Source organism: Mycobacterium sp. NGS33 (assembly GCF_059812885.1).
The window spans coordinates 33,001-51,447 of record NZ_JCALDN010000016.1 but is presented as its reverse complement, the minus strand read 5'-3'; the positions used below and the strand labels follow the sequence as shown (position 1 = coordinate 51,447).

Sequence of the window (18,447 nt, the reverse complement as noted above, 5' to 3'; positions counted from 1 at the left end):
AGTTAGACGATTTAAATCGAGCCTATTCGAACGATAGACGCACCGAACCGAGGCCCGCGAAGTCGGCGACGAAGTTGTCGCCCGGGTGCGCGTCGATCGCTTTCGTGCAGGATCCGGGCAACACCACGTCACCCTTGCGCAGGCGGACACCGAAGCCGTCCACCTTGCGGGCCAGCCAGGCCACCGCGGTGACCGGGTTGCCCAGCACCGCGTCGGTACGGCCTTCGGCGACCACCTCACCGTTGCAGCGCAATACGGCGTCGATCCCCTTGACGTCGAGGTCGCGGGGCGACACGCGGGCCTCGCCGAGCACGAAACCCGCCGACGAGGCGTTGTCGGCGATGGTGTCGCACAGTTCGATCTTCCAGTCGGTGATCCGGGTATCGATCAGCTCGATCGACGGGACCAACGACTCGGTGGCCGCCAGCACGTCGTCCTCGGTGCAGCCGGCTCCGGGCAGGTCGGCGTTCAGGATGAAGCCGACCTCGACCTCGACCCGGGGGTACAGGTAGCGGTTCGCCTTGACCGGGGTGTCCTCGAACAGCTGCATCTCGTCGAGCAGGTGTCCGTAGTCCGGCTCGTCGACGCCCATCATTTGCTGGATCGCTTTCGACGAGAGCCCCACCTTGTGGCCGAGCACCCGGGCCCCCTCCGCGACCCTCTGGCGGATGTTGATCAGCTGAATCTCGTACGCGTCGACGACGTCGATGTCCGGATAGGCAGCGGTCAACGGGGCGATCGGCTCGCCGCTCCGCTCGGCCTGCGCCAAGTCGGCAGCTAGCTCGTCGCGCGTGGCAACACTGAGCATTTTTCCAAGTCTCCTCGTACGGTCGACCGGGCCAGTAGCGGCCGCCCCGGGCAATTCTATAACGTGTTCTACATGTCAGCGCAGGAGTACGACGTCGTCGTGGTCGGGAGCGGCGGAGCCGGCATGGTGGCCGCCCTTACCGCCGCTCACCGGGGCCTTTCCACCATAGTCATCGAGAAGGCCCCGCACTTCGGCGGTTCGACCGCACGCTCGGGCGGCGGTGTTTGGATCCCAAATAACGAAGTGCTCAAGCGTGACGGGGTCCGCGATACCGCCGAGGCCGCCCGCACCTATCTGCACGGGATCGTGGGCAACGTCGTCGAGCCCGAGAAGATCGACACCTACCTCGAGCGCGGCCCCGAGATGCTGTCGTTTGTGCTCAAGCACGCACCGCTGAAGATGTGCTGGGTGCCGAAGTACTCCGACTACTACCCCGAGTCGCCGGGCGGGCGCGCGGAGGGTCGATCGATCGAGCCGAAGCCGTTCAACGCCCGCAAGCTCGGCGCCGACGAAGCCGGGCTGGAGCCGGCCTACGGCAAGGTGCCGCTGAACGTCGTGGTGATGCAACAAGATTACGTGCGGCTGAACCAGCTCAAGCGTCACCCGCGCGGCGTGCTGCGCAGTGTGAAGGTCGGGGCGCGGACCATGTGGGCCAAGGCGACCGGCAAGAACCTCGTCGGCATGGGCCGGGCGTTGATCGGACCGCTGCGAATCGGGTTGCAGCGCGCCGGGGTTCCGGTGGTGCTCAACACCGCGCTCACCGACCTCTACGTCGAAGACGGTGTGGTGCGCGGGGTCTACGTGCGCGGGTCCGGCGACGCCGAATCCGGTGAGCCCAGGCTGATCCGGGCCCGACGCGGGGTGATCCTGGCCTCGGGCGGGTTCGAGCACAACGAACAGATGCGGGTGAAATACCAGCGCGCACCGATCACCACCGAGTGGACCGTCGGCGCGGTGGCGAACACCGGTGACGGAATCCTGGCCGGCGAAAAGCTGGGCGCCGCATTGGATCTGATGGAAGACGCCTGGTGGGGGCCCACCGTCCCGCTGGTGGGGGCGCCCTGGTTCGCGTTGTCCGAGCGCAATTCGCCGGGGTCGATCATCGTCAACATGTCGGGCAAGCGGTTCATGAACGAATCGATGCCCTACGTAGAGGCCTGCCACCACATGTACGGCGGTGAATACGGCCAGGGGCCCGGCCCGGGTGAGAACATTCCCGCCTGGCTGGTGTTCGACCAGCAGTACCGGGACCGGTACATCTTCGCGGGATTGCAGCCCGGACAACGCATTCCGCGCAAGTGGCTGGAGTCCGGCGTCATCATCCAGGCCGACACGCTGGCGGAGCTGGCGGCCAAGGCCGGCCTTCCGGTGAACGAATTCACCGCGACCGTGGAACGTTTCAACGGGTTCGCGCGCTCGGGCGTCGACGAGGACTACCAGCGCGGCGAGAGCGCCTACGACAGGTACTACGGCGACCCGACCAACAAGCCGAACCCCAACCTCGGCGAGATCACCCACGCGCCGTACTACGCGGCCAAGATGGTGCCTGGCGACCTGGGCACCAAGGGCGGCATCCGCACCGACATCCACGGCCGGGCGCTGCGCGACGACGGCAGTATCATCGAAGGCCTTTACGCCGCCGGCAACGTCAGCGCCCCGGTGATGGGCCACACGTACCCCGGTCCGGGCGGCACCATCGGTCCGGCCATGACCTTCGGTTACCTGGCGGCGCTGCACATTGCGGAGGAGCGCTGATATGCCCATCGACGTAGACGTCGCGTTGAACGCCGAGCTCGATCCCATCGAATTCTCTTGGGCCAGCAGCGATGTGCAGCTCTATCACCTCGGGTTGGGCGCGGGCGCCGATCCGATGGACCCGCGCGAGCTGCGCTACCTGATCGACGACACCCCGCAGGTGCTGCCGACGTTCGGCAACGTCGCCGCCACCTTCCATGTCACGAAGCCGCCGACGGTCAAGTTCCCCGGCATCGACATCGAGCTAAGCAAGGTGCTGCACGCCAGCGAGCGGGTCGAGGCGCCGGCCCCGCTGCCGCCGTCGGGGTCGGCCAAGGCCGTCACCCGGTTCACCGACATATGGGACAAGGGCAAGGCCGCGGTGATCTGGAGCGAGACGACGGTGACCGCGCCCGACGGCACGGTGTTGTGGACGCAGCGACGGTCGATCTTCGCCCGCGGTGAGGGCGGATTCGGCGGCGAGCGCGGTCCTTCAGGGGGCGGGTCGTCGGACGGGGCGCCGGACCGCGCCCCCGATCTCGAGGTCGATGTGCCGATCCTGCCGCAGCAGGCGCTGCTGTACCGGCTGTGCGGCGACCGCAACCCGCTGCACTCGGATCCCGAATTCGCCGCCGCCGCAGGGTTTTCCCAGCCCATCCTGCACGGGCTGTGCACCTACGGCATGACCTGCAAGGCGATCACCGATGCGCTGCTCGACGGCGATGCCGGCGCGGTGGCGGCCTACGGCGCGCGTTTCGCCGGGGTGGCGTTCCCCGGCGAAACGCTCAAGGTCGGCATCTGGAAGGACAACGGCCGCTTCCTGGCCAGCGTCGTCGCGCCCTCGCGCGACAACGCCGTCGTGCTGTCGGGCGTCGAACTGGTCCCGGCCTAGGGGCTTTTCGCTCGTCTCCCCGCCGAGTGTGAAGTTAGTTTCACGCTCGGCTGCGAGCGTGAAGGTAGTTTCACGCTCGGCGGGCGCGAGCCACACGCACCCGGCGGATGATGTCGGCCGGCCTGTCGCCTGCGAGCACCCTTACGACGATCCAGTCGAGCCGCTCGATGGTCTCCAATCGACGGACGTCCCAGGTGTACTGCCGCCGATCGACGCGGTGCTGCTCGCCGTCGTACTCAACAGCCACTTTGACGTCCTCCCAGCCCATGTCCAGATAAGCGATCGCGCTGCCCAATTCGTCGAGCACGGGAATCTGTGTTTGCGGTCTCGGCAGGCCGGCCTCGATCAACACAATCCGCAGCCACGACTCTTTCGGAGATTGAGCGCCACTGTCGAATAGCGCTATCGCCTTGCGCGCCTGCACGATACCTCGGCGGCGCGAGTATCGTTCCGCGAGCAGCTCGACGTCGGCCGGCTTGATCCCCGTCGCGCGGGCCAACGCGTCGATGCCGGCGACCGCCGCCATGGTCGAATACCAGCAGCCGATATCGAGAGCTGTCCTAGCTGCCGTCGTCACCGGAGTTTCTCGTATGGAGATGATTTCGTCGTCCTCGATATGGCCGCCGTGCGCCCTGATTCCAGCCTGGAAGTGGCGGTTGTCGTGGATGAGGTCCACCACCGTCAAGCCGTCGACCCATTTGCTCCCGTGTAACGCTGCGGTGGCGAACCCGGCGACAACGCCCCTGCGCCCTGACCATAACCAGCCGCCCCTCGCTCGTAGCGCGGCAGTGACGTCTGCATCCCGGCTGACGTAAACGTCGCGGAAAAGTCGCACGTACTCTGTGCTCAGCCGGCCCCTAGTCAATACACCTCGGGCCACGGCCTCACTGCCCAGGAACGGCTCACCCACGACGGCAGCGTGGCACGTGTCATCGCCGGCGTCACTTCACTCGTCGACCGTGAAGTTAGTTTCACGGTCGGGCCCGAGCGTGAAACTAACTTCACGCTCGGCGGTCGAGGGAGAAACCGCTTAGCCCAGGATCAGGCCCGACGTGGGGACGCCGGTTCCGGCCGTGACGAGGACGTGCTCGACGTCGGGCACCGGGTTCACCGAGGTGCCCCGCAGTTGACGCACGCCCTCGGCGATGCCGTTCATGCCGTGGATGTAGGCCTCGCCGAGTTGGCCACCATGGGTGTTGATCGGCAGCCGCCCGCCGATCTCGATGGCGCCGTCGGCGATGAAGTCCTTCGCCTCGCCGCGACCGCAGAATCCCAACTCTTCCAACTGAATCAGCGTGAACGGGGTGAAGTGGTCATAAAGCACGGCGGTCTGGATGTCGGTCGGCTTCAACCCCGACTGGGCCCACAGCTGCTGGCCCACCACCCCCATCTCGGGCAGACCGAGCTCGGGCCGGTAGTAGCTGACCATCGTGTACTGGTCGGGGCTAGACCCCTGCGCCGCCGCCTCGATGATCGCCGGCCGCTGCTTGAGATCCTTCGCGCGCTCCGGCGAAGTCACCACGATCGCGACCGCACCGTCGGTCTCCTGGCAGCAGTCCAGCAGCCGCAGCGGCTCGGCGATCCACCGCGAATTCTGGTGGTCCTCAATGGTTATGGGCTTATCGTAGAAATACGCCTTCGGATTCTTGGCCGCATGCTTGCGGTCGGCCACCGAGATCACACCGAAATCCCGGCTGCTGGCGCCGGACAGATGCATATAGCGCTGGGCAATCATCGCGACCTGCGCGGCCGGTGTGGACAGCCCGTGCGGATAGGAGAACGAATTGTCCGCCGCTGTCGAATCGGCCTGCACGCCAGCGTTTCCCACCAACCGGGTCTGCACCTGACCGAACCGCATGCCGGATCGTTCGTTGAACGCCCGGTACGCGACCACGACGTCGGCCACGCCGGTGGCCACGGCGATCGCCGCCTGCTGGACGGTCGCGCACGCGGCGCCCCCGCCGTATCCGATCTGCGAGAAGAACTTCAGGTCACCGATGCCGACCGCACGCGCGACGGCGGTCTCGTTGTTGGTGTCCATCGTGAAGGTGGTCAGCCCGTCGACGTCGGACGGGCTCAACCCGGCGTCGTCCAACGCATCCAGAACCGCCTCGGCGGCCAACCGCAGCTCACTGCGGCCGGAGTCCTTGGAGAAGTCGGTCGCGCCGATGCCGACGATCGCGGCTCGGCCGCTCAACAAGCCCGCTGACATCTATGCGTCCCCGATCGTCAGCGTCACGTTCGCGATGACGTGATCGCCAAGGCTGTTGCGGCCGAACACCTTCAGCGTGATCAGGCCGTCGTCGATGGCGGTCACCTCACCGGAGAAGGTGACGGTGTCGTAGGCGTACCACGGCACACCGAGCCGCAGACCGATCGACTTGATCAGCGCCGTCGGGCCCGCCCAGTCGGTGACGTAGCGCTGCACCAGCCCGGTGTCGGTGAGGATGTTGACGAAGATGTCCTTGGAACCCTTGGCCTGCGCCAGGTCCCGATCGTGGTGCACGTCCTGAAAGTCCCTGGTGGCCAGGGCCGTCGAGATGATGAACGTTGGCGTGCCATGCAGCTTGAGTTCGGGCAGCCTGGTGCCCACTTCAACAACGGGTGCGCTCATGCTTCGTCTCCCACGGGCTCCCACGCGTAGAGGCTCCACTCCGGGCCGGATTCACCGGCCGGGAAGTCGATATACGTTGCGCGGACCGGCATTCCGATTTTGATCGCGGCGTGGTCGACGTTGCGCAGCTCGCCCAGCATGCGAACGCCCTCTTCCAGTTCGACCAGCGCGATCACGAACGGCAGCGTGCGACCGGGCACCTTCGGTGCGTGGTGCACCACGTAGCTGAACACCGTGCCGCGGCCGCTGGCGACCGCGAAGTCGATCGGCTCGCCTTTGTCCTGCCACACCGCCGGCACCGGCGGGTGCTGCAGGGTGCCATCGGCGAGGCGCTGGATACGCAGCTCGTGCGCCGCCACACCCTCCCAGAAGAAGGCGGTGTCGCGGGACACCGCCGGACGCATCATGGCGTCGGCGTCCAGGTCCTGAGGGACCGACGCGGACGCGCCGGAATCCTCGCGGGGCCTGAATTTCAGTATCCGCCAGGCCATCTCGGCGACATCCTCGTCACCGACCCGCCAGGTGATGTGCTGGTTGATGAACCAGCCCTCGCCGAGCCCGGTCTGCTTGGGGCCGACGACGTCGCGCATCTCCGACACGACGGTGACCTGCTCGCCGGGACGCAGATACCGGTGGTAGGTCTGCTCGCAGTTGGTAGCGACCACGCCGATGTAGCCGGCCTCGTCGAACAGCTGCATGATCGGGCCCATGGGGTCGTCGGTCGGGCGTTCGCCGCCCAGTCCGAACATCGTCCACACCTGAATCATGGCCGGTGGGGCGACAATCCCGGGATGACCGGCGGCCTTGGCGGCGGCCTCGTCGACGTAGATCGGGTTGCGGTCCCCCAGCGCCTCGACCCAATTGTTGATCGTCGGCTGGTTCACCGGATCCCGCGCCTCGCGCGGGGTCGCGACGACGGTGGCGGTGATCTCCGCAACCGCTTCCTTGATATCGGTCATCGAGGCACCCTCGGCACCTTGAGTCCGGCCGCGGCGATCATCTCGCGCATCACTTCGTTCACGCCGCCGCCGAAGGTGATGACGAGGTTGCGCTTGGTCTGGGAGTCCAGCCACTTCAGCAGGTCGGCGGTGTCCGAATCGGCGGGGTTGCCGTATTTGCCGACGATCTCCTCGGCGAGCCGGCCGATGTACTGAATCTTCTCGGTACCAAAGACTTTGGTCGACGCGGCGTCGGCCACGTTGATGTCCTCACCCGCGGCGGCCACCTGCCAGTTCAGCAGCTCGTTGATCCGCCACATCGCGTGGATCTCACCGAGCGCCCGCTTGACGTCCTGGTGATCGATCGGCGTGACGCCGTCGCTGCCCGGCTTGGACGCCCAGGCGTGCACCCGGTCGTAGATGCCGGCGGTGCGGCCCGCCGGGCCCAGCATCACCCGTTCATTGTTCAGCTGGGTGGTGATCAGCCGCCAGCCGCCGTTCTCCTCGCCGACCAGCATGTCGGCGGGCACCCGCACGTCGTTGTAGTAGGTGGCGTTGGTGTGGTGGGCACCGTCGGACAGGATGATCGGCGTCCACGAGTAACCCGGATCCTTGGTGTCGACGATCAGGATCGAAATCCCCTTGTGCTTCACGGCTTCCGGGTCCGTGCGGCAGGCCAGCCAGATGTAGTCCGCGTCGTGCGCACCGGTGGTGAAGATCTTCTGCCCGTTGACGATGTACTCGTCGCCCTGGCGCACCGCGGTGGTGCGCAGGGACGCCAGGTCGGTGCCGGCCTCGGGCTCGGTGTAGCCGATCGCGAAGTGCACCTCGCCGGCCAGGATCGCGGGCAGGAACTTCTTCTTCTGTTCCTCGCTGCCGAACTGCTGCAGCACCGGGCCGACCGTCTGCAGCGTCACCGCGGGCAGGGGCACGTCGGCGCGGTGTGCCTCGTTGACGAAGATCGACTGCTCGATGGGGCCGAAGCCCAAGCCGCCGAACTCCTTTGGCCAGCCGACGCCGAGCTTGCCGTCGCGGCCCATCCGCCGGATCACCGCGCGGTAGGCCTCGTTGTGCCGGTCCTGCTCCATCGCCTTCATCTCGTCGGAGGAGATCAGGTTGGAAAAGTATTCCCGCAGTTCCGCTTGCAGCTGACGCTGCTCGGGGGTCAGGTCTATGAACATTGCGCTCCCACCAGATCGAGACGATGAGAAGGACCGCCGAGCAGCCGGGACAGGTCCTTGATCGTGGAGTAGTACCGGTGCATGGGATAGGTGATGTCCATCCCCATCCCGCCGTGCAGGTGATGGCAGAGCTGCATCACCGGCGGGGCCTGCGAGGTGATCCAGTAGCCCAGGACGTCCAGGTCATCGTCGGCGTCGCGGCCCTCGGACAGCCGCCAGGCGACCGACTTCGCCGCCAAATCGATAGTGCGCGAGGCGATGTAGACCTCGGCGAGTTGCGCGGCGACGGTCTGGAACGTCGAGAGTGGCTTGCCGAACTGCTTGCGGTTGGCCACGTAGTCGGCGGTCAGCCGCAGCGCCCCGGCCACCAGCCCGTCGGCGTAGGCCCCGATGGCGGCCAGCACCAACTGGTTGACCCGCGAGGCCGTCGCGCCGGCCAACACGTCGGAGTCTTCGACCGCGACGTCGGCGAACGTGACCGTGTACTCCTCGGAGTCGTTGGAGGTCGGGGTTTGGACCACCTCGACGCCGTTGGCCTTCGGCGACACCACGACCACCGCGCTGTCGGCGGTCACCAGGATCCAATCCGCTTGTCCGGCATAGCCGACGCCGATTTTGGTGCCCGACAGCCGGCCGCCCGCGAACGTCGTCGACGGCCGATCCGGCAGCGCGGTACCCGGCTCGTTGAGCGCGGCGGTCAGCACCCCGCCCTTGGCGACTCCGGCCAGGAACCGGTCCTGCTGTGCGTCGGAGGCCAGGTCGAGCAGCGGCAGCACGCCGAAGCCCAGTGTGGCCAGGGCCGGCGTGACGGCGCCGTGGCGACCGATCTCGGTCAGCACGGTGGCGACCTCGGGCAGACCCACGCCGTCGCCGCCGAGGCGCTCGGGCACCGGGAGCGCCGTCACACCACCGTTGACCAAAGCGTCCCAGCTCAGCTCGCGCTCGAACACCGACGTGACGACATCGGCGACGGCCTGTTGCGTCGCGGTGAGGTCGAAGTCCATCAGGACGTCACCGCGTGCTTGCCGCTGTAGTCGACCTGCCAGTGCTTGATGCCGTTGAGCCAGCCCGACCGCAACCGCTCGGGCTCGCCGATCGGCTTGAGGTCCGGCATGTGATCGGCGACCGCGTTGAAGATCAGGTTGATCGTCATGCGGGCCAGGTTCGCGCCGATGCAGTAATGGGCGCCGGTGCCGCCGAACCCGACGTGTGGGTTCGGGTCGCGCAGGATGTTGAAGGTGTGCGGGTCTTCGAAGACCTCTTCGTCGAAATTGGCGGACCGGTAGGACATCACCACCCGCTGACCCTTCTTGATCTGCACGCCGGACAGCTCGGTGTCCTCGTTGGCGGTGCGCTGGAAGGCCGACACCGGGGTGGCCCACCGGATGATCTCGTCGGCCGCGGTCGCCGGGCGCTCCTTCTTGTACAGCTCCCACTGATCAGGGTTGTTCGCCATCGCGATCATGCCGTGGGTGATCGAGTTTCGGGTGGTCTCGTTGCCCGCCACGGCCAGCATGACCACGAAGAAACCGAACTCGTCGTCGGAGAGCTTCTCGCCGTCGATGTCGGCCTGGATGAGCGTGGTGACGATGTCGTCGGTGGGGTTCTTGCCCCGCTCCTCGGCCATGGCCATGGCGTAGGTGATCAGCTCCATCGACGACTGCGCGGGGTCGACGGTGGCGTACTCCGGATCGGTGCCACCGGTCATCTCGTTGGACCAGCGGAAGAGCTTGTCGCGATCCTCCTGGGGGACGCCGAGCAGACCCGCGATGGCCTGCAGGGGCAGCTCGCACGAGACCTGTTCGACGAAGTCGCCGGTGCCCTCCTTGGCGGCGGTCGCGGCGATGTTCTGGGCGCGCTGGGCCAGCTCGGCTTCCAGCCGCCCGATCGCCCGCGGGGTGAACCCGCGGGAGATGATCTTGCGCAGCCGGGTGTGGTGCGGCGCGTCCATGTTGAGCATCACGCTGCGCTGCAGCTCGACCTGCTCGCGCTTCATCTCCGGCGGCCAGGTGGGGATGGCGCCGTTCATCCAGCTCGAGAAGATGTCGCTGCGCTTCGACACCTCCTTGACGTCGGCGTGCTTGGTGACGAGCCAGTAGCCGTGGTCCTCGAAGCCGCCCGCGCCATTCGGGATGTCAACCCAGTGGATCGGCTCCGCCTTGCGGAGGTGGGCCAGTTCCTCGACGGGCAGCCCGGCGAGGTTGACGTCGGGGTCGAGAAAGTCGAAGTCGGCGGGAATGTTGGGGGGTGCCATGTGAAGTGTGCTCCTTTTACAACACTAATTGCAACGTGTTCTAGTGCCAGTAAAACACGGCTCCTGCGCAGATAAAAGGCAGGTCACCATCCTCGCTTGTCAGAGTAATGAAACGTGTTCTAGCCTGACGGAATGGGTAACCCTGTCATCGTTGAAGCCACCCGTAGCCCCATCGGCAAGCGGAACGGGTGGCTGTCCGGTTTACACGCCACCGAGTTGCTGGGCGCCACGCAGAAGGCTCTCGTGGAGAAGGTCGGCATCGACGCCGGCGACGTCGAACAGATCGTCGGCGGCTGCGTCACACAGTACGGCGAGCAGTCCAACAACATCACCCGGGTCAGCTGGCTGGTCGCCGGGCTGCCCGACCACGTCGGCGCCATGACCGTGGACTGTCAGTGCGGCAGCGGTCAGCAGGCCAACGGCCTGATCGCCGGCCTGATCGCGGCTGGCGCCATCGACATCGGCATCGCGTGCGGAATCGAAGCCATGAGCCGCGTCGGGCTCGGCGCGAACGCGGGTCCGGACCGGACCATCCTGCGTCCCTCGTCGTGGGACATCGATCTGCCCGACCAGTTCACCGCCGCCGAGCGGATCGCCAAGCGGCGCGGCATCACCCGGGAAGACATCGACGAGTTCGGGTTGGCCTCCCAGGTCAAGGCCAAGCAGGCCTGGGAGGAAGGCCGCTTCGATCGCGAGATTTCCCCTATCGAGGCCCCCGCGCTCGACGAGAACAAGCAACCGACGTCCGAGCGCGTCACCATCAGCCGCGACCAGGGCCTGCGCGACACCACGTTGTCGGGACTCAGTGCGCTGAAGCCGGTGATCGAGGGTGGAATCCACACGGCGGGAACGTCGTCGCAGATCTCCGACGGCGCGGCCGCGGTGCTGTGGATGGACGAGGACAAGGCCAAGGCGCTGGGCCTGCGGCCGCGGGCCCGCATCGTCAGCCAGGCGCTGGTCGGGGCCGAGCCCTACTACCACCTGGACGGCCCGGTGCAGTCGACGGCCAAGGTGCTGGAGAAGGCCGGCATGAAGATGGGTGACATCGACATCACCGAGATCAACGAGGCTTTCGCGTCGGTGGTGCTGTCCTGGGCGCGGGTGCACAACCCCGACATGGACAAGGTCAACGTCAACGGCGGCGCGATCGCGCTGGGCCACCCGGTCGGCAGCACCGGAAGCCGGCTGATCACCACCGCGCTGCACGAACTGGAGCGCACCGACCAGACCACCGCGCTGATCACCATGTGTGCGGGTGGTGCGCTGTCGACCGGCACCATCATCGAGCGCATCTAGCGCCCGATCTTTTGTGAGCATCCCCGACGAACGCCGCATCGCTGCGGCGCAGTCCTACATCGACGCGCTGGTCAACCACAACGGTGACGCCGTTCCGTTCGCGCCCGGGTGCACCCGTGTCGAGCAAGGCGTCAAGAACGGCTTCTCCGGAAATCACCTGCGGCGCAGCCTGAATCGCGGACTGCAGTACCGGTTGCTCGCGGAGACGACGCCACCGGATTACCGCATCGACGGCGACCGGGTGCACGCGTCCTACCAGGTGCTGACCAAGGCGGGGTTCGGCGGCCGGCGCCTGGCCGCACACGTCGACGAGACCTTCGTGATCCCGGTCGAAAGCCCAAGTGGGAAAGCCGAAATCCACCACATCAAGGTTCGCTTCAAACCCTTCGTTCACAGTCGTTAAGGACCGTCATGCCGAAATCGAAGCCGCGCGCACTGAACTCGCCCTGGGTCAGCTTCATCATCAAGTGGATGGCCAAGAGCAACGCGTGGATCTACCAGCGCAGCAACGGAAAATTCGGCAACACCTTCCAGAAGGCTCCGGTCGCGCTGCTCACCACCACGGGTCGCAAGAGCGGCGAACCCCGGGTGAGCCCGCTGCTCTACCTGCGCGAGGGAAACCGGGTGATTCTGGTCGCCTCGAAGGGCGGCAGCGACAAACACCCGCAGTGGTATCTCAACCTCAAGGCCAATCCGGCAGTCTCCGTGCAGATCAAGGACGAGGTGCTGCAGCTGCAGGCCCGCGATGCCACCGAGGCGGAACGCGCCGAGTACTGGCCGAAGCTGGACGCCATGTATCCCTCGTTCGACGACTACCGGGCGTGGACCGATCGCGTCATCCCGATCGTGATCTGCGATCCCTGACGTTTCCCCTGCATAAAGGCGGGGGACCATCCGGGGCAAGATGACCGACCGCCGCTGGATTCGTAACTCGCGCTCGATTGCGCTGCTGCTCAAGTATTTCGCGCGCGCCCATATCTGGGTGTACCAGCACACCGACGGCAAGATCGGCGCGAAGCTGTTGCGGTTTCCGGCGGCGCTGCTGACGACCACCGGACGCAAGTCCGACCAGCCGAGGACGACCGCGACGCTCTACCTGCGCGACGGTGACCGGGTGATCCTGCCCGCGACCTTCGGTGGGCGCGACGAAGACCCGTTGTGGTATCTCAACCTCAAAGAGAATCCCGACGTGCGGGTGCAGATCCGCGCGCAGCGGATGGACCTCGTCGCCCGCGACGCCACCGACGCTGAGCGGGAACGGTATTGGCCGCGCCTGACGCGGATGTACCCGCCCTACCGCAAGTACCGCGAGGCCGCCGACCGGGTGATCCCGCTCGTCGTGTGTGAACCGCGCTAGGCGCCGTAGACGGGGACGGGCCGGCGCGCCTTGGCGAGCAGGTCGGCGACGACGCGCCCCAGCTCCGCGGGATCCCACCGCGCGCCCTTGTCGATCTCCGGTCCGTGGGCCCAACCCTCGGCGACGCGGATCTTGCCGCCCTCGACCTCGAACACCTTGCCGCTGACATCGCGGGCCTCGGCGCTGCCCAACCAGACCACCAGCGGTGAAATGTTTTCCGGCGCCATGGCGTCGAAATCCTGGTCCTGCGTCGCCATCATCTCGGCGAACACGGTCTCGGTCATCCGGGTGCGCGCCGAGGGCGCGATGGCGTTGACGGTGACGCCGTAGCGCCCCATCTCGGCGGCGCCCACCAACGTCAACGCCGCGATGCCGGCCTTGGCCGCGCTGTAGTTGGCCTGTCCGACGCTGCCCTGCAGGCCCGCACCCGAACTCGTGTTGATGATCCGGGCGTCAACGGTTTTGCCCTCTTTGGACAGCCCGCGCCAGTACGACCCGGCGTGCCGCATGGTGGCGAAGTGCCCCTTGAGGTGCACGGCGATGACGGCGTCGAACTCCTCTTCGCTGGTGTTGGCCAGCATCCGGTCGCGCACGATGCCGGCGTTGTTCACCAAAACGTCCAGGCCGCCGAAGGTTTCGACCGCGGTCTTGATCAGGCCGGCAGCCTGGTCCCAATCGGCGATGTTGGATCCATCGGCGACGGCTTCACCACCTGCCGCGGTGATCTCGTCCACGACGCTCTGGGCGGCGCTGCCGCCGCCCGCCGGCGAACCGTCCAGGCCCACCCCGATGTCGTTGACCACCACACGCGCGCCTTCTTCGGCGAAGGCCAGCGCGTGTGCGCGACCGATGCCGCCGCCCGCTCCGGTGACGATGACGACGCGGCCGTCAACCACTCCCATAGTTCCTTCTCTCCTCTACTTGATCGCGCTGGCGTTCGTGGTGGCCAGATAGTGCGGCGGCTCGCCGCCGCCGTGCACCTCCAACGAGGCACCACTGATGTAGGACGCCGCATCGGACGCCAGAAACGCCGCGGCCCAACCGATGTCGGCGGGCTTGGCCAACCGGCCGAGCGGCACATTCTTCGAGATCGCCGCGATGGACTCGGCGTCGCCGTAGAACAGTTCGGATTGCTCGGTCTCCACCATGCCGACCACGCAGGAGTTCAACCGGACCTTCGGCCCCCACTCCACCGCCAGCGTTTGCGTGAGGCTTTCCAGGCCCGCCTTGGCCGCGCCGTAAGCGCCGGTGCCCGGGGACGGCCGGCGGCCGGACAGGCTGCAGATGTTGACGATCGACCCGCCGCGCGGCTGGCCCTGCATATGAGCGTTGGCGTGCTGCGAAACCGACAGTGCACCAATGAGATTCAGCTCGATGATCTTGCGGTTGAACTTGGCGCTGGACTCCGCGGTCAGCACGTACGGCGATCCCCCGGCATTGTTGACGACGACGTCGAGCCGACCGTGCCGGTCCACGATGGTGTCGATCAATCCCTTCACGGCGTCGTCGTCGCGGACGTCGCACGAGTGGAACTCATAGGGCAGCCCCTCGACCGCGCGCCGCGCGCAGGTGACGACGGTGGCGCCCTGCTCGGCGAACACGGAACTGATGCCGGCCCCCACCCCGCGCACACCACCGGTGACGAGAACCACCCGCTCGGCCAGCCCCAAGTTGATGGCTTCAAACGGGGGGCATGCTTCGGCGCGAGTCACTGTGCTAGCGTACCAAGCAAGTGCTTGCTTAGGTAGTTACCCCACAAGGAAGTGGCACCTTGCCCATCACATCCACAACCACCGAACCGGGCATCGTCGCGGTTACCGTCGACTTTCCGCCCGTCAACGCCATCCCGTCGCGGGGCTGGTTCGAGCTCGCCGACTCGATCACCGCGGCCGGCCAGAACCCCGAGACCCATGTGGTGATCCTGCGCGCCGAGGGCCGCGGCTTCAACGCCGGGGTCGACATCAAGGAGATGCAGCGAACCGAGGGATTCACCGCGCTCATCGACGCCAATCGCGGCTGCTTCGCCGCGTTCCGCGCGGTGTACGAGTGCGCGGTGCCGGTCGTCGCGGCCGTGAACGGATTCTGTGTCGGCGGCGGCATCGGGCTGGTCGGCAACTCCGACGTCATCGTGGCCTCCGACGACGCCACCTTCGGGCTGCCGGAGGTCGAACGCGGCGCGCTCGGCGCGGCGACGCACCTGTCGCGACTGGTCCCGCAGCACATGATGCGGCGGCTGTTCTTCACCGCGGCGACCGTCGACGCCGCCACCCTGCACCACTTCGGTTCGGTGCACGAGGTGGTGCCGCGCGACGAGCTCGACGAGGCGGCCTTGCGGGTCGCGCGCGACATCGCCGCCAAGGACACCCGCGTCATCCGGGCCGCCAAAGAGGCGCTGAACCTCATCGACGTGCAACGGGTCAACTCGAGTTACCGCATGGAGCAAGGCTTTACGTTCGAGCTCAACCTCGCCGGGGTGGCCGACGAGCATCGTGACGCGTTCGCCGGTACGACGAAGGGCGAGGGCAAGTGACCGACAAGAGAACCACTGTGGACGACGCTGTGGCGCAGTTGCGCAGCGGCATGACGATCGGCATCGGCGGCTGGGGGTCGCGGCGCAAGCCCATGGCGTTCGTCCGGGCCCTGCTGCGCACCGACATCACCGACCTGACCGTGGTGACCTACGGCGGGCCGGACCTGGGCCTGCTCTGCTCGGCCGGCAAGGTCAAGCGGGTCTACTACGGATTCGTCTCGCTGGACTCCCCACCCTTCTACGATCCTTGGTTCGCCAAAGCCCGCAGCAGCGGAGCGATCGAGGCCCGGGAGATGGACGAAGGCATGCTGCGGTGCGGTCTGCAGGCCGCCGCGCAACGCCTGCCGTTCCTGCCGATTCGGGCGGGGCTGGGCAGCTCGGTCCCGGACTTCTGGGAGGGCGAGCTGGCGACGGTGACCAGCCCGTATCCGGCACCCGGCGGCGGGCACGAGACCCTGATCGCGATGCCGGCGCTGCGCCTGGACGCCGCGTTCGCGCACCTCAATCTTGGTGACGCACGAGGCAATGCGGCCTACACCGGGATCGACCCGTACTTCGACGACCTGTTCCTGATGGCCGCCGAGAAACGCTTCCTGTCGGTGGAGCGCGTGGTGTCCACCCAGGAGCTGGTCAAGGCGGTCCCGCCGCAAGCGCTGCTGGTGAACCGCATGATGGTCGACGGCGTGGTCGAGGCGCCCGGCGGAGCCCACTTCACCACCGCCGCACCGGATTACGGGCGTGACGAGAAATTCCAGCGGCATTACGCCGAGGCGGCCTCGACCGACGAGGGTTGGCAGCGGTTCGTGCAGACCTTCCTGTCGGGCAGCGAAGAGGACTATCAGGCCGCGGTGCGCGCGTTCAAAGAGGAGGCCTCGTCATGAGCGGCGAAGCGATCAGCCGACCCGAGATCTGCGCGGTCGCCTGCGCCGAATTGTTCCGGGACGCCGGCGAAATCATGGTCAGCCCGATGACGAACATGGCCTCGGTCGGTGCCCGACTGGCCCGGCTGACCTTTTCGCCGGACATCCTGCTGACCGACGGCGAGGCGCAGCTGCTGGCCGAGACCCCGGCCCTGGGCGCGTCGGCACCCGTCGAGGGTTGGATGCCGTTCGGCCGGGTCTTCGAAACCCTCGCCTGGGGCCGGCGCCACGTCGTGATGGGCGCCAATCAGGTTGACCGCTTTGGCAATCAGAACATCTCGGCGTTCGGTCCGCTGCAGCAGCCCAAGCGCCAGATGTTCGGTGTGCGCGGCGCGCCCGGCAACGCCATCAACCACGCGACCAGCTACTGGGTGGGCAACCATTCCAAGCGGGTGTTCTGCGAGAAGGTCGACATCGTCTGCGGAATCGGTTGGGACAACGTGGACGACGACAATCCGGCGTTCCGCTTCGCCAACACCTACCGGGTGGTATCCAACCTCGGCGTGTTCGACTTCGGCGGGCCCTCGCGCACCATGCGGGCGGTGTCGCTGCACCCCGGCGTTTCGCCCGACGAGGTCGCCGATAACACGTCGTTCGAGGTGCACGGCCTGGATGACGCCGCGGAGACCCGGCTGCCGACCGACGAGGAGCTGCGGCTGATCCGCGAGGTCATCGACCCGAAGTCGCTGCGCGACAGAGAGATACGTTGATGATTATTCCGCCTCCTCCTCATCGCTTCGTCCCCCGCAAGCGGGAGGCGCCCCCGCTGCATCGTCGGCGGTGGGTATGAAGCTGCGCACGCCGCTGACCGAGCTGGTCGGTGTCGAGCACCCGGTGGTCCAAACCGGGATGGGCTGGGTGGCCGGGGCCCGGCTGGTGTCAGCCACCGCCAACGCCGGCGGGCTGGGCATCCTGGCGTCGGCCACCATGACGCTGGACGAACTGGCGACCGCCATCGCCAAGGTCAAGGCCGCCACGGACAAGCCGTTCGGCGTCAACATCCGCGCCGATGCCGCCGACGCGGGCGATCGCGTCGACCTGATGATCCGCGAGGGTGTCAAGGTGGCGTCCTTCGCTTTGGCTCCCAAGCAGGAGCTCATCGCCCGGCTGAAAGACGCCGGGGCCGTGGTGATTCCATCGATCGGCGCGGCCAAGCACGCCCGCAAGGTCGCCGGCTGGGGCGCCGACGCGATGATCGTGCAGGGCGGCGAGGGCGGCGGGCACACCGGACCCGTCGCCACCACGCTGCTCCTGCCCTCGGTACTGGACGCCGTGCAGGGCACCGGAATCCCCGTGATCGCGGCGGGCGGATTCTTCGACGGGCGCGGCCTGGCGGCCGCGTTGAGCTACGGCGCCGCCGGCGTGGCGATGGGCACGCGGTTTCTGCTCACCTCGGATTCGACGGTGCCCGACGCGGTCAAGCGCCGCTACCTCGAGTCGGCGCTGGACGGCACGGTGGTCACCACCCGCGTCGACGGGATGCCGCACCGGGTGCTGCGCACGGGTCTGGTCGAGAAGCTGGAAGGCGGTTCGCCGGTTCGGGGCCTCACCGCGGCCGTGCGCAATGCCGCCAAGTTCAAGCACATGTCGCAGATGACCTGGCGGTCGATGATCAGCGACGGCCTGGCGATGCGGCACGGCAAGGAGATGACCTGGTCCCAGGTGGTGATGGCGGCCAACACCCCAATGCTGTTGAAAGCCGGCCTGGTCGACGGCAACACCGAGGCGGGCGTGCTGGCTTCCGGGCAGGTGGCCGGCATTCTCGAGGACCTGCCGTCGTGCGCCGAACTGATCGAGTCGATCGTGCGCGACGCCATCAAGCACCTGCAGGAGGCGTCCGCCTTCATCGACGGGTCGTAACGCCCTCGGCTAAAGCATATAGCTGAATCCGAGCATCATTAAGCTATAATCTTCAAATGGCTG

General features: G+C 67.0%; 20 protein-coding genes. 10 read left to right on the top strand and 10 right to left on the bottom strand.

Features of this window, described 5'->3' with window-relative positions:
* Positions 1–22: 22 nt before the first annotated feature.
* Positions 23–808, bottom strand: coding sequence for a 2-keto-4-pentenoate hydratase (locus AC5Y5B_RS20355; protein ID WP_500006207.1), 786 nt, complete (start codon positions 806–808; stop codon positions 23–25).
* A gap of 72 nt (positions 809–880) precedes the next feature.
* On the opposite strand from AC5Y5B_RS20355, the gene kstD reads away from it, so the two are divergent.
* Both kstD and chsH3 read left to right on the top strand, forming a co-directional pair.
* Positions 881–2,563, top strand: a complete 1,683-nt coding sequence (kstD, locus tag AC5Y5B_RS20350) for a 3-oxosteroid 1-dehydrogenase (RefSeq protein ID WP_500006206.1) — start codon at positions 881–883, stop codon at positions 2,561–2,563.
* Between the two features lies 1 nt (position 2,564).
* Complete coding sequence (gene chsH3 / locus AC5Y5B_RS20345; protein ID WP_500006205.1) at positions 2,565–3,434, top strand: enoyl-CoA hydratase ChsH3; 870 nt, start codon at positions 2,565–2,567, stop codon at positions 3,432–3,434.
* A gap of 70 nt (positions 3,435–3,504) precedes the next feature.
* Here the strand turns inward: chsH3 and AC5Y5B_RS20340 are convergent, their stop codons facing one another.
* The 7 genes from AC5Y5B_RS20340 to AC5Y5B_RS20310 form a co-directional block, all read right to left on the bottom strand.
* Positions 3,505–4,344 carry a putative endonuclease domain-containing protein gene (locus AC5Y5B_RS20340; RefSeq protein ID WP_500006204.1) on the bottom strand — a complete coding sequence of 280 codons (840 nt, stop codon included), beginning with the start codon at positions 4,342–4,344 and terminating at the stop codon, positions 3,505–3,507.
* A gap of 120 nt (positions 4,345–4,464) precedes the next feature.
* Positions 4,465–5,634: a 17-hydroxy-3-oxo-4-pregnene-20-carboxyl-CoA lyase gene (gene ltp2, locus AC5Y5B_RS20335; RefSeq protein WP_500006222.1), complete on the bottom strand. Its 1,170-nt coding sequence runs from the start codon at positions 5,632–5,634 to the stop codon at positions 4,465–4,467.
* Between the two features lie 12 nt (positions 5,635–5,646).
* A complete protein-coding gene (locus tag AC5Y5B_RS20330) occupies positions 5,647–6,048 on the bottom strand; it encodes a MaoC family dehydratase (RefSeq protein ID WP_500006203.1) in 402 nt (133 codons plus the stop codon).
* Complete coding sequence (locus AC5Y5B_RS20325) at positions 6,045–7,007, bottom strand: bifunctional MaoC family dehydratase N-terminal/OB-fold nucleic acid binding domain-containing protein (RefSeq protein ID WP_112632176.1); 963 nt, start codon at positions 7,005–7,007, stop codon at positions 6,045–6,047. The genes AC5Y5B_RS20330 and AC5Y5B_RS20325 overlap by 4 nt, the downstream gene beginning before the upstream one ends.
* Positions 7,004–8,167: an acyl-CoA dehydrogenase FadE29 gene (gene fadE29, locus AC5Y5B_RS20320; RefSeq protein WP_066877047.1), complete on the bottom strand. Its 1,164-nt coding sequence runs from the start codon at positions 8,165–8,167 to the stop codon at positions 7,004–7,006. The genes AC5Y5B_RS20325 and fadE29 overlap by 4 nt, the downstream gene beginning before the upstream one ends.
* Positions 8,158–9,171 carry an acyl-CoA dehydrogenase family protein gene (locus tag AC5Y5B_RS20315; RefSeq protein ID WP_112632175.1) on the bottom strand — a complete coding sequence of 338 codons (1,014 nt, stop codon included), beginning with the start codon at positions 9,169–9,171 and terminating at the stop codon, positions 8,158–8,160. Before AC5Y5B_RS20315 ends, fadE29 begins: the two co-directional genes overlap by 10 nt.
* Positions 9,171–10,421, bottom strand: a complete 1,251-nt coding sequence (locus tag AC5Y5B_RS20310; RefSeq protein ID WP_112632174.1) for a cytochrome P450 — start codon at positions 10,419–10,421, stop codon at positions 9,171–9,173. The genes AC5Y5B_RS20315 and AC5Y5B_RS20310 overlap by 1 nt, the downstream gene beginning before the upstream one ends.
* Before the next feature lie 132 nt (positions 10,422–10,553).
* Here AC5Y5B_RS20310 and AC5Y5B_RS20305 point away from each other — a divergent pair, with 132 nt between their 5' ends.
* Genes AC5Y5B_RS20305 through AC5Y5B_RS20290 form a run of 4 tightly spaced genes read left to right on the top strand, consistent with a single transcriptional unit; the run spans position 10,554 to position 13,074 of the window.
* Complete coding sequence (locus tag AC5Y5B_RS20305; protein ID WP_500006202.1) at positions 10,554–11,717, top strand: steroid 3-ketoacyl-CoA thiolase; 1,164 nt, start codon at positions 10,554–10,556, stop codon at positions 11,715–11,717.
* Positions 11,718–11,730: 13 nt separating this feature from the next.
* The gene (locus AC5Y5B_RS20300) at positions 11,731–12,120 is read left to right on the top strand and encodes a DUF8021 domain-containing protein (RefSeq protein ID WP_112632172.1); all 390 of its coding nucleotides are present in this window, start codon (positions 11,731–11,733) and stop codon (positions 12,118–12,120) included.
* An 8-nt stretch (positions 12,121–12,128) separates the two neighbouring features.
* Positions 12,129–12,581 (top strand): nitroreductase family deazaflavin-dependent oxidoreductase, encoded by a 453-nt coding sequence (locus tag AC5Y5B_RS20295; protein ID WP_112632171.1) that lies wholly within the window; start codon positions 12,129–12,131, stop codon positions 12,579–12,581.
* 40 nt (positions 12,582–12,621) lie between these two features.
* Positions 12,622–13,074: a nitroreductase family deazaflavin-dependent oxidoreductase gene (locus AC5Y5B_RS20290; RefSeq protein ID WP_112632170.1), complete on the top strand. Its 453-nt coding sequence runs from the start codon at positions 12,622–12,624 to the stop codon at positions 13,072–13,074.
* Here AC5Y5B_RS20290 and AC5Y5B_RS20285 read toward each other — a convergent pair.
* Both AC5Y5B_RS20285 and AC5Y5B_RS20280 read right to left on the bottom strand, forming a co-directional pair.
* On the bottom strand, positions 13,071–13,976 hold the full coding sequence (locus tag AC5Y5B_RS20285) for an SDR family oxidoreductase (protein WP_112632169.1): 906 nt from the start codon (positions 13,974–13,976) through the stop codon (positions 13,071–13,073). The two genes, AC5Y5B_RS20290 and AC5Y5B_RS20285, sit on opposite strands and share 4 nt — an antisense overlap.
* A gap of 15 nt (positions 13,977–13,991) precedes the next feature.
* Positions 13,992–14,786, bottom strand: coding sequence for an SDR family oxidoreductase (locus AC5Y5B_RS20280; protein WP_165821758.1), 795 nt, complete (start codon positions 14,784–14,786; stop codon positions 13,992–13,994).
* Between the two features lie 59 nt (positions 14,787–14,845).
* Between AC5Y5B_RS20280 and echA20 the strand changes: the two genes are divergently transcribed.
* From echA20 to ipdC, 4 genes are all read left to right on the top strand, one after another.
* Positions 14,846–15,604 carry a (7aS)-7a-methyl-1,5-dioxo-2,3,5,6,7,7a-hexahydro-1H-indene-carboxyl-CoA hydrolase gene (gene echA20 / locus AC5Y5B_RS20275; RefSeq protein WP_112632168.1) on the top strand — a complete coding sequence of 253 codons (759 nt, stop codon included), beginning with the start codon at positions 14,846–14,848 and terminating at the stop codon, positions 15,602–15,604.
* Entirely contained in the window at positions 15,601–16,485 is an 885-nt protein-coding gene (gene ipdA / locus AC5Y5B_RS20270; RefSeq protein WP_112632167.1) for a cholesterol ring-cleaving hydrolase subunit IpdA, read from the top strand. Before echA20 ends, ipdA begins: the two co-directional genes overlap by 4 nt.
* Positions 16,482–17,234, top strand: coding sequence for a cholesterol ring-cleaving hydrolase subunit IpdB (gene ipdB / locus AC5Y5B_RS20265; protein ID WP_112632166.1), 753 nt, complete (start codon positions 16,482–16,484; stop codon positions 17,232–17,234). Before ipdA ends, ipdB begins: the two co-directional genes overlap by 4 nt.
* A gap of 76 nt (positions 17,235–17,310) precedes the next feature.
* Positions 17,311–18,384 (top strand): (3aS,4S,5R,7aS)-5-hydroxy-7a-methyl-1-oxo-octahydro-1H-indene-4-carboxyl-CoA dehydrogenase, encoded by a 1,074-nt coding sequence (gene ipdC / locus AC5Y5B_RS20260; protein WP_112632165.1) that lies wholly within the window; start codon positions 17,311–17,313, stop codon positions 18,382–18,384.
* Positions 18,385–18,447: the final 63 nt, after the last annotated feature.